General features: G+C 65.7%; 15 protein-coding genes. 10 read left to right on the forward strand and 5 right to left on the reverse strand.

What is annotated here, in order from left to right; translation table 11 throughout:
• Window positions 1–2: 2 nt before the first annotated feature.
• The 3 genes from CDN36_RS11180 to mpl form a co-directional block, all read right to left on the reverse strand.
• Window positions 3–2,192: a ribonuclease catalytic domain-containing protein gene (locus tag CDN36_RS11180; RefSeq protein WP_287496748.1), complete on the reverse strand. Its 2,190-nt coding sequence runs from the start codon at window positions 2,190–2,192 to the stop codon at window positions 3–5.
• 77 nt (window positions 2,193–2,269) lie between these two features.
• On the reverse strand, window positions 2,270–2,881 hold the full coding sequence (locus CDN36_RS11185) for a YqiA/YcfP family alpha/beta fold hydrolase (protein ID WP_287496749.1): 612 nt from the start codon (window positions 2,879–2,881) through the stop codon (window positions 2,270–2,272).
• Between the two features lie 165 nt (window positions 2,882–3,046).
• On the reverse strand, window positions 3,047–4,429 hold the full coding sequence (gene mpl, locus CDN36_RS11190; protein ID WP_150554817.1) for a UDP-N-acetylmuramate:L-alanyl-gamma-D-glutamyl-meso-diaminopimelate ligase: 1,383 nt from the start codon (window positions 4,427–4,429) through the stop codon (window positions 3,047–3,049).
• A gap of 119 nt (window positions 4,430–4,548) precedes the next feature.
• On the opposite strand from mpl, the gene CDN36_RS11195 reads away from it, so the two are divergent.
• The 10 genes from CDN36_RS11195 to CDN36_RS11240 all read left to right on the forward strand — a co-directional run bounded on the left by CDN36_RS11195 (window position 4,549) and on the right by CDN36_RS11240 (window position 12,690).
• Window positions 4,549–5,205, forward strand: a complete 657-nt coding sequence (locus CDN36_RS11195) for a UDP-N-acetylmuramate--alanine ligase (RefSeq protein ID WP_287496773.1) — start codon at window positions 4,549–4,551, stop codon at window positions 5,203–5,205.
• A 171-nt stretch (window positions 5,206–5,376) separates the two neighbouring features.
• Complete coding sequence (locus tag CDN36_RS11200; protein WP_150554818.1) at window positions 5,377–5,901, forward strand: TlpA family protein disulfide reductase; 525 nt, start codon at window positions 5,377–5,379, stop codon at window positions 5,899–5,901.
• Between the two features lie 165 nt (window positions 5,902–6,066).
• Entirely contained in the window at window positions 6,067–6,513 is a 447-nt protein-coding gene (gene aroQ, locus CDN36_RS11205) for a type II 3-dehydroquinate dehydratase (RefSeq protein WP_150554819.1), read from the forward strand.
• Window positions 6,514–6,583: 70 nt separating this feature from the next.
• Window positions 6,584–7,048, forward strand: coding sequence for an acetyl-CoA carboxylase biotin carboxyl carrier protein (gene accB / locus CDN36_RS11210; protein WP_206111207.1), 465 nt, complete (start codon window positions 6,584–6,586; stop codon window positions 7,046–7,048).
• An 87-nt stretch (window positions 7,049–7,135) separates the two neighbouring features.
• Window positions 7,136–8,497 (forward strand): acetyl-CoA carboxylase biotin carboxylase subunit, encoded by a 1,362-nt coding sequence (gene accC, locus CDN36_RS11215; RefSeq protein ID WP_150557153.1) that lies wholly within the window; start codon window positions 7,136–7,138, stop codon window positions 8,495–8,497.
• A 29-nt stretch (window positions 8,498–8,526) separates the two neighbouring features.
• On the forward strand, window positions 8,527–9,420 hold the full coding sequence (prmA, locus tag CDN36_RS11220; RefSeq protein ID WP_150557154.1) for a 50S ribosomal protein L11 methyltransferase: 894 nt from the start codon (window positions 8,527–8,529) through the stop codon (window positions 9,418–9,420).
• Between the two features lie 24 nt (window positions 9,421–9,444).
• Complete coding sequence (locus CDN36_RS11225; protein WP_287496750.1) at window positions 9,445–10,533, forward strand: DUF3426 domain-containing protein; 1,089 nt, start codon at window positions 9,445–9,447, stop codon at window positions 10,531–10,533.
• A gap of 33 nt (window positions 10,534–10,566) precedes the next feature.
• Window positions 10,567–11,064, forward strand: coding sequence for a thiol peroxidase (tpx, locus tag CDN36_RS11230; RefSeq protein ID WP_287496751.1), 498 nt, complete (start codon window positions 10,567–10,569; stop codon window positions 11,062–11,064).
• A gap of 192 nt (window positions 11,065–11,256) precedes the next feature.
• Entirely contained in the window at window positions 11,257–12,192 is a 936-nt protein-coding gene (locus CDN36_RS11235) for a carbohydrate kinase family protein (RefSeq protein ID WP_150557157.1), read from the forward strand.
• An 18-nt stretch (window positions 12,193–12,210) separates the two neighbouring features.
• Window positions 12,211–12,690, forward strand: a complete 480-nt coding sequence (locus CDN36_RS11240) for an outer membrane lipoprotein (RefSeq protein WP_150557158.1) — start codon at window positions 12,211–12,213, stop codon at window positions 12,688–12,690.
• A 187-nt stretch (window positions 12,691–12,877) separates the two neighbouring features.
• On the opposite strand, the gene CDN36_RS11245 is transcribed toward CDN36_RS11240, so the two are convergent.
• Both CDN36_RS11245 and CDN36_RS11250 read right to left on the reverse strand, forming a co-directional pair.
• Window positions 12,878–13,489 carry a histone H1-like DNA-binding protein gene (locus CDN36_RS11245; RefSeq protein WP_287496752.1) on the reverse strand — a complete coding sequence of 204 codons (612 nt, stop codon included), beginning with the start codon at window positions 13,487–13,489 and terminating at the stop codon, window positions 12,878–12,880.
• 24 nt (window positions 13,490–13,513) lie between these two features.
• A complete protein-coding gene (locus CDN36_RS11250; protein WP_150557160.1) occupies window positions 13,514–13,819 on the reverse strand; it encodes a hypothetical protein in 306 nt (101 codons plus the stop codon).
• Window positions 13,820–14,142: the final 323 nt, after the last annotated feature.

Raw genomic sequence — 14,142 nt, forward strand, 5'->3', positions numbered from 1 at the left:
TTTCAGCACGCCGCGCCGGCCGAGGCGTCGCGCGCCTGCGCAGCCATCAGAGCGGCCGCCAGCGGGGATGCGTTCGCAGCATCGGCGTCGGACGCATGAGATGCGGGGGCGGCATTGCGGCCACCGTCAGCCCCGCCGCGGCCCTCGGCATGGCCGCCGCCATCCTCGCCGCTCTGGCCCGCTCCGTCGGCGCCCTCGGCACCTTCGGCTCCATCCGTCCCATCGGCGCCGTCACTGCCCTCGCCGCCTTCTCCCTCGCCGCCGTCGCCTTCGTCATCGTCGTCGGCGAGCGCGCTCTGGCCCGCGCCGAGCACCTGCGCGACGCGCACGGAAATGCTCAACGTGACGACATCGAGCGACAGGATATCGAGCATGATCTGCGTGCCGCGCGCGTGCAAGCCGAGGCCCGGCACGATCAACGTGAGCGGAATCTCGTTCAGACGCACGGTGTCGCCCTTTAGCACGCTGGCCTGCACCTGCGAACGGTTCTCCTGGAGCAGCCAGCGCAGACACCAGTAACGCTCCATGCGGCTCTGATGCTCCGCATACGCGGCATAGGCCGCCTCGAAGCTCGAGACCGTGGCGTAGAGGTCGGCATCCTTGGGCTTGAATGGCGCGGCGAGCTTCGCCGTCACGCCATGCCGCACACAGGCGAGCAGTTGCCACTGGTTCACCAGGTCCACGTAACGGCGCAGCGGTGACGTGCTCCACGCGTACTGCTCCACGCCCAGGCCTTCGTGGGGCGCGGGCGAGGTCTGCATGCGCGTGCGATTGACGCCGTAAGCGCGCTGGGCGCGATAGATGCCCGGCACGCCGCATTCGGCAAGCAGGCGTCCCCACCGACTGTTCGCGAGAATGGCCATTTCGGCCACGATCAGATCGAGCGGCGCGCCGCGCATGCGCTGCTTGATCGTGACGTGCTCCCCGTCGACGTAGAAGTTGAAGTCCGTCTTGTTCTGGACCTCCGGACGCAGGCCGTAGCCCACGCGCGCCGCCTGGCGCTTGTCGTACAGCGACTGGGCGAACGGCCACAGCAGCCGCAGTTCTTCCTTGCGCGGATAGTCGCCGCTGCCGTCGGCAAGCGTCTCGGCCGTGATGACCGCATCGAGTTCGTTGTGGCGCAGGTTCGCGGAAATCGGCACGCGTTCGGCGCGCGTTTCGGTCGCGACGATCTCGTAGGTGTCCGTCTTGACGACCACATAGAGCGACAGCGCGGGCCGCGCCCCGCCTTCGGCGAGGGTGTACGCCTCGACCACCGCGTCGGGCAGCATCGTGATCTTCTCGCCCGGCGCGTAGACGGTTGACAACCGCGCGCGCGCAATCTCGTCGATGGGGTCGCCGCGCGTGATGCCGAGGCCCGGCGCCGCGATGTGGATGCCCACGCGCATGAGGCCGTCGGGCAGCCGTTGTACCGACAGCGCGTCGTCGATTTCAGTGGTCGTCGAATCGTCGATCGAGAATGCCTGCACTTCGGCCAGCGGCAGCTCGTCGGCCGGCAGCGGCGGCGGCCCCACGTCCGGGAAACCGGTCCCGCGCGGGAAGTGCTCGTAGAGGAACGCCGCCTCGTGATAGGCGCGCGGCGACGCGATGCCGCCGCAGGCGAGCATCACCTCGGCGTGCGTCTTGCCCATCGCGATGGCGGCGGCGTCGAGCGCCTTCCACTCGATGGCGTTCTTGTCGGGGCGAAACAGCAGCGCCAGTTCCTTGCCGCGCAGGGCCTCCGGCAGCGTGCCCGCGATCAGCTGGTCGGCGTAGCTCGCCTGGAGTTCGGCCTGCTGCTGCTTGCGCGCCAGCCCGGCGAGCGCCGCCTGTAACTGCTCCTGCGGCGCACGCTGATATTGGCCGCGGCCTTTGCGACGGAAATAGATCGGGGAGGCCTGCAAGGCCAGCGCCAGGCCCGCCTGTTGCGCCGCGCTCGCGCCCTCGCCGAAGTATTCGGCAGCGAGCACCGGAAACGGAAACTCTTCGGCGGGCGCGCATTCCCACAGGAAACTCATGTCGATTTCCTGGGCTGCGGCCTGTGCCTGCGCGATCAGTTCGGCGGGCGTGGGCGACTCGAAGCGCAGCAGCACGTCGCGTCCCTTGATCTTGCTGCGGCGCCCGCCAGGCAGTTCCACCTGATACGACTCACCCTGCTGCGACAACACCGTGCCAGCCTTGAAGCCGCCGGATTCCTCAAAAAAAATGTTCATGAAACAGCCATCGATCGCAATAGGCGATATTGTAGCCCGCCAATGTGCGGCGGTTTAAGGCAGAACGGGCAAACGCCTCATTCGCCGGCGAACGCTGCGGCAGCGCCTGGCGCGGGCGGCACGTCGATGCCGGCGAAGCGCAACACGTCGTCCATGTAGTTCGCGAAATCGGAAATCCCGTGGTCGCTCCCCTCGATCAGCGTGAGCTTGGCGCCGACAAACTTGGCCACCATGTCACGGTAGTCGAGCGTCTGGTCGCCGGTCGCCGCCACAAGGTAGTAGCGTTCGGGACGCGAGATCTGGGCCACGTCGATCATGCGCAACTCGTCGAGATGCCTCGGCTCGACCACGATCGAGCCGCCACCGTGCCACATGGGCTGCTCGCCAAGCCATTTGCCCAGATCGTCGTAAGGCCGCGTGGCCGGATTGAGCAACACCGCGCGGCAGCCGAGCTTTTCGGCCAGATACGTTGCGTAATAGCCGCCCAACGAGCTGCCGACGATGGTGAGCTTGTCGGCGCTCACGCCCGTGAGCAGACGTTGCGCGTCGACTACCGCCGCCAGCGGCGAGGGCGGCAGTTGCGGACAGGCCCACTGATGACCAAGGCCCAATCGATGCATGCGGGCCGCCATCAACTGGGCCTTGAAGGAACGCGGCGACGAACGGAAGCCGTGCAAATAGAGAATCATGTGAGCCTCCGGAGAATCTGGGGCAACCGGCGCATACGCCGGCCACGGGGGGTCGCGCGATTGCCGCGCCGATGTTGTGCGAGGGGTTCGAGGCGTGTCCGGGCGTGTCGAGGCGTTCGGCCCGTCTCGGGCGCGCTCACGCCCGCCCGCGTCGACGAAAGCCCATCAGGCATGCGCGGCGAGCGCATCGAGCAGCTTCTGATGAATGCCGCCGAATCCGCCGTTGCTCATCACCACGATCTGGTCGCCTGGCTGCGCCGCGGCACTGACCGCGCGCACAAGGCCGTCGATCTCGCTAAACGCCTGCGCGCGCGCGCCGAGTGGGGCCAGCGCGTCGGCAAGGTTCCAGCCCAGCGCGTCCTTGCCGGACGGGGCGCCGTAGCCGAAGACGAGGTCGGCGTCAGCGAGGCTGGCGGGCAATTGCGCCTTCATCACGCCGAGCTTCATCGTGTTCGAGCGGGGTTCGAGCACGGCCAGAATGCGGGCATTGCCCGCGCGGCGCCGCAGGCCGGCCAGTGTGGTCTGGATGGCCGTCGGGTGGTGGGCAAAATCGTCATACACGGTCACGCCGTTCGCCACGCCGCGCACTTCCATGCGTCGCTTGACGTTCTGGAATTTGCCCAACGACGCGGCCGCCTGCTCCGCCGGTACGCCGACATGGCGGGCGGCGGCGATGGCCGCGAGCGCATTCATCCGGTTGTGTTCGCCCTGCAGCGACCACTTCACCTCTCCCGCGGCCGCCGGACCGTGGTGAACCCAGAACGACTCCTGCCCGCCGGCGAGCGAATCGTTGGCGTGCGCGACATGCCAGCCGTCTTCCACGCCGAAGCGTTCCACTTCGCTCCAGCAGCCGCGCCCCAGCACCCGCTCCAACGCGCCTTCGCGCCCGTTGACGACGAGACGGCCCTGCCCCGGCACGGTACGCACCAGATGGTGAAACTGGGTCTCGATCGCGCCGAGATCCGGAAAGATGTCGGCATGATCGAATTCGAGATTGTTCAGGATGGCCGTGCGCGGGTGGTAGTGGACGAACTTCGAGCGCTTGTCGAAGAACGCCGTGTCGTACTCGTCGGCCTCGATCACGAAGAAGTCGCTGTCGGTAAGCCGCGCCGAGATGCCGAAGTTCATCGGCACGCCGCCGACGAGAAAGCCGGGGTGATAACCGGCGTCCTCCAGGATCCACGCCAGCATCGAGGTCGTGGTCGTCTTGCCGTGCGTGCCGGCGACCGCGAGGACCCACTTCCTGGAGAGCACGTGCTCGCCGAGCCATTGCGGGCCCGACGTGTACGGCAGATTGCGGTTCAGAATCTCTTCCATCAGCGCATTGCCGCGCGACACGACGTTGCCGATGACGAACAGGTCGGGCTTGAGCGAGACCTGATCGGCGTCGAAACCCTCGATCAGGCGAATGCCCTGCGCCTCGAGCTGGGTGCTCATCGGCGGATAGACATTGGCATCGCAACCCGTGACGGTGTGGCCGGCCTGACGCGCCAGAACCGCCAGACCGCCCATGAACGTGCCGCAGATGCCAAGAATATGAATATGCATGGATGGGGAGCGTGGTGAGGGACGGGGCGAACCCGTACCGGAATCGGGGTAGTGCAAAGCCAAGGGCTCCATTGTACCTGCGGCGAGGCGGGCAACGCCTTTCGGGTATCATCGACGGCATGACACGCAAATCCTGGAACGACGCCCAGCGCCTGCGCGAAGAAATCGCCCTGGCCGCGGCCCGCCTCATCGCCGAGGAGGGCGCGGACTACGCCATGGCCAAGCGCAAGGCGGCCAGGCAGGTCACTGGCGAGAACCGCATTGCGGGCGAATTGCTGCCAGATAACGATCAGATCGAGGCGGAAGTGCGCGAATACGTGCAAACATTCCTTTCTGATACGCAACCGGCAGAACTAGCCCACCTGCGCGAAGTCGCGCTCGCGGTCATGACGGAACTCGCCCGCTACCGGCCTTATATCACCGGCGCTGTATACAATGGCACCGCCACGGCGCTATCCGACGTCTATCTGCAGGCTTTTTGCGACAACCCGAAGGAAGTGGCCATCGATCTGCTTAATCGGGGCATTGACTACGAAGTCTCCGAGACCCGCCACTTCAACGGCCGGGGCATGGTCGAGACCCTGAGCTTTCTGTGGCGCATACGGGGTCAGCGGCGTGAGCCGGTCGGCGTGCATCTGTCGCTGTATTCGCTCGACGACATGCGCGGCGCGCTCAAGGCGACCGACGGCAACGGACGGGCCGTGCGCACGGACGCGGAAGGATTGCGTACCCTCATCGCGGAGACCGAGGCCAGGCAGGCTGCCCATAGCGGCTGAGGCGTCGGCGGATCGAAGCGAGACCGGTGTAGATCGGTCTGAATTAGTTTGAATCGGCTTGGGTCGGCTTGGATCGCCCTCCTTTCTCCGCCATTGGGGGGCTGTTTTTCGTTTATCGTACTTTTCGGACGCTTTCACCCGCCCTTTACCGCCTTTACCGTCTTTACCATCATGGCAAAACGCATTGTGATTCTGTTGCTCCTCGCGCTCGTGGGGTTGGGCGCGGGGTTCTGGTTCGGCCATCGAAGCCAGCAGTCGAGCGGGGCGACCGACGCCGCCGTCGCGCAGTTGCTGGCGACTCGCCTGCCGGACCTGCGCGGTAATGAACAGGCCGTCTCGCAGTGGCGAGGCAAGACGCTCGTGGTCAACTTCTGGGCGCCGTGGTGCGGCCCGTGCGTGGAGGAAATGCCGGACCTGCAGGCCCTTTCCACGGAATACGGCAGCAAAAACGTGCAATTTGTGGGGATTGGCATCGATTCGGCGCAGAACATGATCGCTTTCGAGCAGAAGGTGAAGGTCGACTACCCACTGCTGGTGGCCGGCTACGCAGGCACCGATCTGGCGCGCGCGCTGGGCAACAAGGCCGGCGCGCTGCCCTTCACTGTCGTGGTGGACGCTCAGGGCCGTCTGCACTACGAGAAGCTCGGCCGAATCACGCCGGACGAGGTGCGCACGGCGCTCCGGCCACTGATCTGACCCCGTCGATCTGCATAGCCGCGCACGGCCAACGGGCGCCCTCGAAGCCTGACATTGCGGGAACCCCTGCCGAAGCCGGCCGGCGCGGGCCGTTTTTCGCCCCACTGGACAAAATCGACCAACTGGCGTTTAATTGCGCCCAATTTCGTGAAATTTGATTCGCCAATGCCTCACCGCATTCTCGTGCTCCACGGCCCCAACCTGAACCTGCTCGGCACTCGCGAGCCGGAGGTGTACGGTCGCACGACGCTGGTGGACATCGACCAGGCCCTGGAGGCTCACGCCCAGGCGGCCGGTGCGCAGGTGGCGACATTCCAGAGTAATCACGAAGGTGCCCTGGTTGACCGGATTCAGGCGGCGCGCGGTGAGTCGATCGACTTCATCGTCATCAACCCGGCGGCCTACACCCATACCAGTGTGGCCATCCGCGACGCGCTGTCCGGCGTCGGCATCCCGTTCGTCGAGGTTCATCTCTCGAACGTTCATGCGCGCGAAGCCTTCCGGCATCACTCGTACCTTTCCGACATTGCGCAAGGCGTGATCTGCGGCCTGGGCTGGCGCGGCTACGTCTACGCACTCGATTTTGCCCTGCGGCGCCTCGCCGGCGGGTAGTCCCTTTCATCCCCTATCTTCCCTCGCGGGGCGTTGCCCCGCGTCGACACCGAATCAAGGAGCTTCCTTCATGGATTTGCGCAAACTCAAGACGTTGATCGACCTCGTGGCCGAATCGGGTATTTCCGAACTCGAAGTCACCGAAGGCGAGGGCAAGGTCCGCATCGTCAAGGCGCCGCCGCAGGTGATCGCCGCGCCGGTGCAGATGGCCATGCCGGCCGCCGCGCCGCAGGCCGCCGCGCCGGCGCCCGCAGCCGCGCCCGCGGCGCCGGTCGCGCCGGCCGCCCCGGCACAGCCGCAGGGTCACGTCGTGACGTCGCCGATGGTCGGTACGTTCTACCGGGCACCCTCGCCGGGCGCCGACGCGTTCGTGCAGGTGGGCGACTCGGTCAAGGAAGGCCAGACGCTCTGCATCATCGAGGCGATGAAGCTGCTCAACGAGATCGAGTCGGACAAGGCCGGCGTGATCAAGGAAATCCTCGTCGAGAACGGTCAGGCCGTGGAATACGGTCAACCGCTGTTCGTGATCGGCTAATGCCGGTTGTCGGACGCCGGCGCCGCCGCTCGACAGCACGGGGCGTCCGGCCCCGCTCCTCTCCCCTTACGGGCAGGACTGCACATAATGTTTGAAAAAATCCTCATCGCCAACCGCGGCGAAATCGCCCTGCGCATCCAACGCGCGTGCCGCGAGATGGGCATCAAGACCGTGGTGGTCTATTCCGAAGCCGACAAGGACGCCAAGTACGTCAAGCTCGCCGACGAGTCCGTCTGTATCGGCCCGGCCCCCTCGGCCCAGAGCTACCTGAACATGCCAGCGCTCATCAGCGCGGCCGAAGTCACCGACGCCCAGGCGATTCACCCGGGCTACGGCTTCCTCTCGGAGAACGCCGACTTCGCCGAGCGCGTAGAGCAATCGGGCTTCACCTTCATCGGCCCGCGCCCCGACACCATCCGCCTGATGGGCGACAAGGTCTCGGCCAAGCAGACGATGATCAAGACCGGCGTGCCGTGTGTGCCGGGCTCGGAAGGCGCGTTGCCCGAAGATCCCAAGGAAATCGTGCGTATTGCACGCCAGATCGGCTATCCGGTGATCATCAAGGCCGCAGGTGGCGGCGGCGGGCGCGGCATGCGCGTGGTGCATACCGAAGCCGCGCTAGTGAACGCGGTCAACATGACGCGTGAAGAAGCCGGCCGCGCTTTCGGCAACCCGGAAGTGTATATGGAGAAGTTCCTCGAGAACCCGCGCCATATCGAAATCCAGGTGCTGGCCGACAAGCACAAGAACGCCATCTGGTTGGGCGAGCGCGACTGCTCGATGCAGCGCCGTCACCAGAAGGTGATCGAAGAGGCGACCGCGCCGCTGATTCCGCGTCGCCTCATCGAGCGCATCGGCGATCGCTGCGCCGACGCGTGCAAGAAGATGGGCTACGTTGGCGCCGGCACCTTCGAATTCCTGTACGAGAACGGCGAGTTCTACTTCATCGAGATGAACACCCGCGTGCAGGTCGAACACCCGGTCACGGAGATGATCACGGGCGTCGACATCGTGCAGGAGCAGATTCGCATCGCCGCCGGCGAGAAGCTCGCCTACCGCCAGCGCGACATCCAGTTCCAGGGCCACGCCATCGAGTGCCGCATCAACGCGGAAGACCCGTTCAGGTTCACGCCGTCGCCGGGCCGCATCACCTCCTGGCACATGCCGGGCGGCCCCGGCATTCGCGTCGACTCGCACGCGTACAACGGCTACTTCGTGCCGCCCAACTACGATTCGATGATCGGCAAGCTGATCGCCTACGGTGCAACGCGCGAGCAGGCGATCCGCCGCATGCGCGTGGCGCTGTCGGAAATCGTGATCGAAGGGATCCAGACGAACATTCCGCTGCACCGGGAGTTGATGCTCGACGCCAAGTTTGTCGAAGGCGGCACGAGCATTCACTATCTGGAACACAAGCTGGCGCAGAAGTCTGCCGTCGGCGGCAATTGAGCCTCACATCGAAGCAGGAAACGCTCGTCATGTATCGCGAACTCGTCGTTGAAGTTGCCCGCGCCCAGGCCGAGGCCCTGTCGGACGCCCTGCTCGATCTGGGCGCGCTGTCGGTGTCCGTGGAAGACGCGGACGCGGACACGCCCGACGAGCAACCGATGTTCGGCGAGCCGGGACTCACTCCGAAGGACACCGCGTGGCAGCGCTCGCGCGTGGTGGCCCTCGTGGGTGAGGACCAGGACGCCGCCGTGCTGCTCGCGGCGGCCGTCAACGAACTGGGTCTCGGCCAGTCGCCGGCGTATACGCTGCGCGAGGTCGAGGAGCAGGACTGGGTACGCCTTACGCAATCGCAATTCGAGCCGATGCAGATCGGCCAGCGCATCTGGGTCGTGCCGTCGTGGCACGACGCGCCTGATGCCGACGCCCTCGTGCTCGAACTCGATCCGGGCCTCGCGTTCGGCACGGGCAGCCATCCGACCACGCGTCTTTGCATGGAGTGGCTGGAACAGCACGTGCAGCCCGGACAGTCGTTGCTCGACTATGGCTGCGGCTCGGGCATCCTGGCTATTCTCGCGCGCAAGTGCGGCGCGGATCCGGTCATCGGCATCGATATCGACCCGCAGGCGGTCGAATCGGCGCGCTACAACAGCGAGCGCAATCATGCGCCGGTCGAATACGGACTGCCCGACGAACTGCGCGACGGCCAATTCCATGTCGTGGTCGCGAACATCCTGTCGAATCCGCTCAAGCTGCTCGCGTCGATGCTGACGTCGCGCGTCGCCCCCGGAGGGCGGCTCGCGCTGTCCGGCGTGCTCGAGCGGCAGGCCGACGAAGTGATCGCGGCCTACGCGCCTTACATGCAGATGGCGGTCTGGCGCGCTCACGATGGCTGGGTCTGCCTGCACGGGCAGGCCGCGCGCTGAGCCGACGACGACGCGCCGACTCCCATGACCCAGTCCTCGCGCGTTCTCGCCACCCGCTGCCCCCATTGCCACACCGTCTTTCGCGTCGTCGCGGATCAGCTCAAGCTGCGCGACGGTCTCGTGCGTTGCGGCAACTGCCGTGAAGTGTTCGACGGACGCACCTATCTGTGCGAACCGCCGAACGACGAGATCGCCGGCGACAGTCCGGCCGCGCCGGGGACACCGGAGACACCAGAGGCTGCTCCCGCCGTACCCGACACGCCCGCCGCCACGGACACCGGCGGCTCGCCGGGCACATCGGCCCCGACCGCGCCCGCCGCCGGGCCCGCCCATACGAGGCCGCCGGTTCCCGAAATGCTCACGCCCACGGCCATCGCCGCGCTGCTGGGCGCGCCCGATGAGAGTCGCGCCCAGATGCAGCACGGCCCCGGGCGCTATATGGACGACGACCTCACTGCGTTGCGTGCGCCGACAACTGCGCCCGCCTATGCGACGCCGCAACCGCCGAAGACGTTCACCGGCGGCCGCGACCCGGCGACCCGCCACGGCGCGGCGCGCGTGGTATGGCGAGCGCTGCTTGCCCTGGCGATCATCGGACTGCTCGCGCAATGGGCGTGGCTCGAGCGCGCCGCGCTCGTCGACCGCGTACCGGCCTTGCGCGGCGTGCTCGCGGCAATCGGCCGTCCGCTGCACGTGACGGTTGCGCCGCCGCGCCAGCCGGACATGATTCAGATCTCGGGCGTCACGCTCGTCACCGACGCCCCCGACGCGAACGCTACAAATGCCGCAACCTCCGATGCAACCGCCGACGCGGCATCCGAGGCCGCAGCCGATCCAACGGCCCGGCCGAACGACACGGTCCCGATGACGCTCACCGTCTTCATCCGCAACCAGGCGGACCATGCGCTCGCCTGGCCGTCGCTCGAACTGACGCTGTCGGACATCGACGGCAAGCCGGTCGTGCGACGGGTTTTCGCGGCGAGCGACTACGTGGCCGACGCCGCGTTGCGCGACGCCGGCCTGGCACCGCGCAACGAACGCACGATTCGGTTACGATTGTCGGCGCAGGCAGCGCTGGCCAGTAACTATCGGGTGCTCGCGTTCTATCCCTGACACGCGCTGCCGCACTCAACCTAGGAGATATCGATGTCCCAAGTCACGCTCGGGGGCAACCCCATCGAAGTTGACGGCCAGTTCCCGCAGCCGGGGCAGACCGCGCCGGCCTTCAAGCTGGTCAACGCCAAACTGCAGGACGTCTCGCTCGACGACTTCGTTGGCAAGCGCAAGGTGCTCAACATCGTGCCGAGCCTGGATACGCCGACCTGCGCCACGTCCACCCGCAAGTTCAACGAAGCCGCCAGCAAGCTCGAGAACACCGTCGTACTGGTCATTTCGGCCGACCTGCCGTTCGCGATGAGCCGCTTCTGCGCCACCGAAGGGCTCAACAACGTCATCCCGCTCTCGACCATGCGCGGTCGCGAGTTCCTCAAGAACTACGGTGTGGCAATTGCCACCGGGCCGCTCGCCGGTGTCGCGGCGCGCGCCGTCATCGTGCTTGACGCGGACAATCGCGTCGTCCATTCGGAGCTCGTGTCGGAAATCAAGAACGAACCGAACTACGACGCAGCGCTTGCCGCCAAGTAAGCGCCGGCGTTCCTTCCAGTGCACCCGGTGCATGCAATGCCCCGCGCCGGCGGGCGCGTCGCGGCGCACCCGGGCGCACCGGCGGCATCGGCCGCGTGACATCGCCGACGCGCATCGGTGCGAGGCGCCGGCCCGCGGTTTGACAGAGCCGCCCTTCAGCCCCCCATCCATTCTTTCGCAAGGACCCATTCCGTGACTACCGTGATCTGCGGCTCGCTCGCCTACGACAACATCATGACCTTCGAAGGCCGCTTCGGCGAGCACATCCTGCCCGATCAGGTGCACATCCTGAACGTCAGCTTTCTGGTGCCGACGATGCGCCGCAACTTCGGCGGCTGCGCGGGCAACATCGGCTACAGCCTGCATCTGCTCGGCGGCAAGCCGGTTGTCATGGCCACCGTCGGCGAGGATGGCGCGGCGTATCTCGAGCGCTTCCAGTCACTCGGCATGACCACGGAATTCGTGCGCACCGTCTCCGGCAGCATGACGGCCAACGCGATGATCACGACCGATCTCGACAACAACCAGATCACCGCCTTCCACCCGGGTGCGATGATGTTCTCGTCGCAGAACCGCGTGGCCGATGTGCAGGGCGCAAAGCTCGGCATCGTCGCGCCCGACGCGCCGGACGCCATGCTCGCGCATGCCGAAGGTTTTGCCGCCGCCGGCGTGCCGTTCGTGTTCGACCCGGGCCAGGGTCTGCCGCTGCTCTCGCCCGAGGCACTGCGTCGCATGGTGGAACTCGCTACTTATCTTGCGGTCAACGACTACGAAGCCAAGCTCCTCGCCACGAAGACCGGCTGGTCGATGGAAGACCTGCAGTCGCGCGTCGAGGCACTTGTCGTCACGCGCGGAGAGCACGGGGCCCTGATCTTCGCCGGCGGCAAGCAGCACGACATTCCGGCCGTGACCGCCAAGCGTGTCGTCGACCCCACCGGTTGCGGCGACGCATTCCGTGGCGGTCTGCTCTATGGCATCGAAAAGGGCCTCGACTGGCCGACCACCGGCCGCCTGGCCAGCCTGATGGGCTCGCTCAAGATCGCCGAGCAGGGTCCGCAGACGTATGCACCCACGCGCGCCGAGATCGAGGCGCAATACGAAGAAGCGTTCGGCCACCGCTTCGAGTGAATTGATTAAGGCACAACGATGGCACGACTGACCACACCGCTCATTCTTCTCACCGCCGCGGCTTCGCTCACCCTGTCCGCCTGCACGGCGTTCGGGCCGAGCAACTCCGCGAGCGTCTACAGTAGCCGTCAGGCACAACGTGAACAGGTCGTCCGCATGGGTACGGTCGAATCGGTGCGTCCGGTGACGATCGACAGCAGCAACGGCGACCCCGGCATTCTGGGCATCGCCGGCGGCGGCGCGCTCGGTGCGATCGGCGGCAGCGCGATCGGCGGCGGTCGCGGCTCGATCGCGACGGGCATCGTCGGCGGTCTGCTGGGCGCGGTTGCCGGGCAGGCCATCGAAAGCCGCATGAGCAAGAAGGCGGGTCTGGAAATCACCGTGCGACTGGACAACGGTGAGCTGCGTGCGATCACGCAGGACGCCGACGAGGCCTTTCAACCGGGCCAGCGAGTACGCCTGCTCTCGAGCGGCGGTGTGACGCGTGTGACGCACTGACCTTCGGCGCTTCAGTACGGCGCGCGGCGAATGCGGCGCCCGCAGGGAAGCGGTATCGCAAGGCGGCGAGACGACGGCCATGAAAAAACCCGCTGTGACACGTAAGCATCACAGCGGGTTTCGGATCGAGTAGGCCTACTCGATCAAAAGACACCGAAGTGCCTTGGTTCCTGCATCGGCACTCGGATTACGGACGGCTGCCGGTCGGGAACGGCCATGCCGCTGCCGGGTTCAACGCCGTCTTGGCTGCTGCGGGCGCCGGTGCGGGAGCAGCGGCGGCAGCGGCAGGCTTGGCGGCAACCTTCTTCACCGCGGCCTTCTTCGCAGCAGGCTTCTTGGCAGCAGCCTTCTTCGCAGCAGGCTTCTTGGCGACAGCCTTCTTCGCAGCAGGCTTCTTGGCTGCGACCTTCTTCGCCGCTGCCTTCTTGGCTGCCGGCTTCTTGGCGGCGACCTTCTTCACTGCTGCCTTCTTGGCTGCCGGCTTCTTGGCGGCGACTTTCTTGACTGCTGCCTTCTTGGCTGCCGGCTTCTTGGCGGCGACCTTCTTCACTGCTGCCTTCTTGGCTGCCGGCTTCTTGGCGGCGACCTTCTTCACTGCTGCTTTCTTGGCGACCGGCTTCTTGGCGGCGACCTTCTTGGCTGCCGGCTTCTTGGCAGCTGCGGCCTTCTTCGCGACCGGCTTCTTGGCGGCCACGGCCTTCTTCGCGACCGGCTTCTTGGCGGCGGCAGCCTTCTTCGCTACCGGCTTCTTGGCGGCAGCCTTCTTGGCTGCAGGTTTTTTCTTAGCAGTAGTAGCCATCACATTACTCCTTAACGTGAGAGATCACTCAAACAAACCACCTGAGAAGGAAACCCGACCACCGTGCGGCGAACTGCCGGCGAGCGGGCTATTCATCGGCGTACGCATCGGACATCGACGGCTTACGCTAATGAATTCGGCGCTGCGCGCGCGATGCGAACCGTGTGTGCTCACGCGCGCAAAAAAATTGCCGGCGACATTGCCGCCAGCAATTCGATTGTCTTGAGAAAGGGGATTCGCCAGATTCTTCGGGGGGTAGCTTGCCTGTCCCGTCATCGGGATGGAGGAGATTGCGATAGCGGATAAGCGATACTGCTTGCTATGCACCAAGGTTTTTACGCTCCGTAACTACCAGCTCTCTGTCGCGGGAGGAAAGCGATGCACGCTTTCGTGTGTTCATCGAGACTGCAATTTATTTGAGCGAATAATAATTCTTTTGTGATGCGATGTTAATACTTTGCGCACAAAAAAGCGCACATCGATCGCAATGAAGAAGTCAATCTGTTGTATTTGATGCACAGCGCACTCGCATGCCGATGTGCGCGAAGCACTCACGCAGCGTCGATCACGACGCGTGAGCGAGGAGGATGTGTGTGACCCGCACGTTCTCTTTTGCTTCTCCTGCTGCCAGTCACACGTGCGTAGCACGCACA

The sequence above is a fragment of the Pandoraea sp. CB10b_02 genome (genome assembly GCF_002216225.1).
GTDB classification, from domain to species: Bacteria; Pseudomonadota; Gammaproteobacteria; order Burkholderiales; family Burkholderiaceae; genus Pandoraea; species Pandoraea nosoerga.

Excerpts from the sequence above, each read along its gene's own strand:
- CDN36_RS11180 (WP_287496748.1), bottom strand. The coding sequence starts at position 2,192 with ATGAACATTTTTTTTGAGGAATCCGGCGGCTTCAAGGCTGGCACGGTG.
- CDN36_RS11185 (WP_287496749.1), bottom strand. The coding sequence starts at position 2,881 with ATGATTCTCTATTTGCACGGCTTCCGTTCGTCGCCGCGTTCCTTCAAG.
- mpl (WP_150554817.1), bottom strand. The coding sequence starts at position 4,429 with ATGCATATTCATATTCTTGGCATCTGCGGCACGTTCATGGGCGGTCTG.
- CDN36_RS11195 (WP_287496773.1), top strand. The coding sequence starts at position 4,549 with ATGACACGCAAATCCTGGAACGACGCCCAGCGCCTGCGCGAAGAAATC.
- CDN36_RS11200 (WP_150554818.1), top strand. The coding sequence starts at position 5,377 with ATGGCAAAACGCATTGTGATTCTGTTGCTCCTCGCGCTCGTGGGGTTG.
- aroQ (WP_150554819.1), top strand. The coding sequence starts at position 6,067 with ATGCCTCACCGCATTCTCGTGCTCCACGGCCCCAACCTGAACCTGCTC.
- accB (WP_206111207.1), top strand. The coding sequence starts at position 6,584 with ATGGATTTGCGCAAACTCAAGACGTTGATCGACCTCGTGGCCGAATCG.
- accC (WP_150557153.1), top strand. The coding sequence starts at position 7,136 with ATGTTTGAAAAAATCCTCATCGCCAACCGCGGCGAAATCGCCCTGCGC.
- prmA (WP_150557154.1), top strand. The coding sequence starts at position 8,527 with ATGTATCGCGAACTCGTCGTTGAAGTTGCCCGCGCCCAGGCCGAGGCC.
- CDN36_RS11225 (WP_287496750.1), top strand. The coding sequence starts at position 9,445 with ATGACCCAGTCCTCGCGCGTTCTCGCCACCCGCTGCCCCCATTGCCAC.
- tpx (WP_287496751.1), top strand. The coding sequence starts at position 10,567 with ATGTCCCAAGTCACGCTCGGGGGCAACCCCATCGAAGTTGACGGCCAG.
- CDN36_RS11240 (WP_150557158.1), top strand. The coding sequence starts at position 12,211 with ATGGCACGACTGACCACACCGCTCATTCTTCTCACCGCCGCGGCTTCG.
- CDN36_RS11245 (WP_287496752.1), bottom strand. The coding sequence starts at position 13,489 with ATGGCTACTACTGCTAAGAAAAAACCTGCAGCCAAGAAGGCTGCCGCC.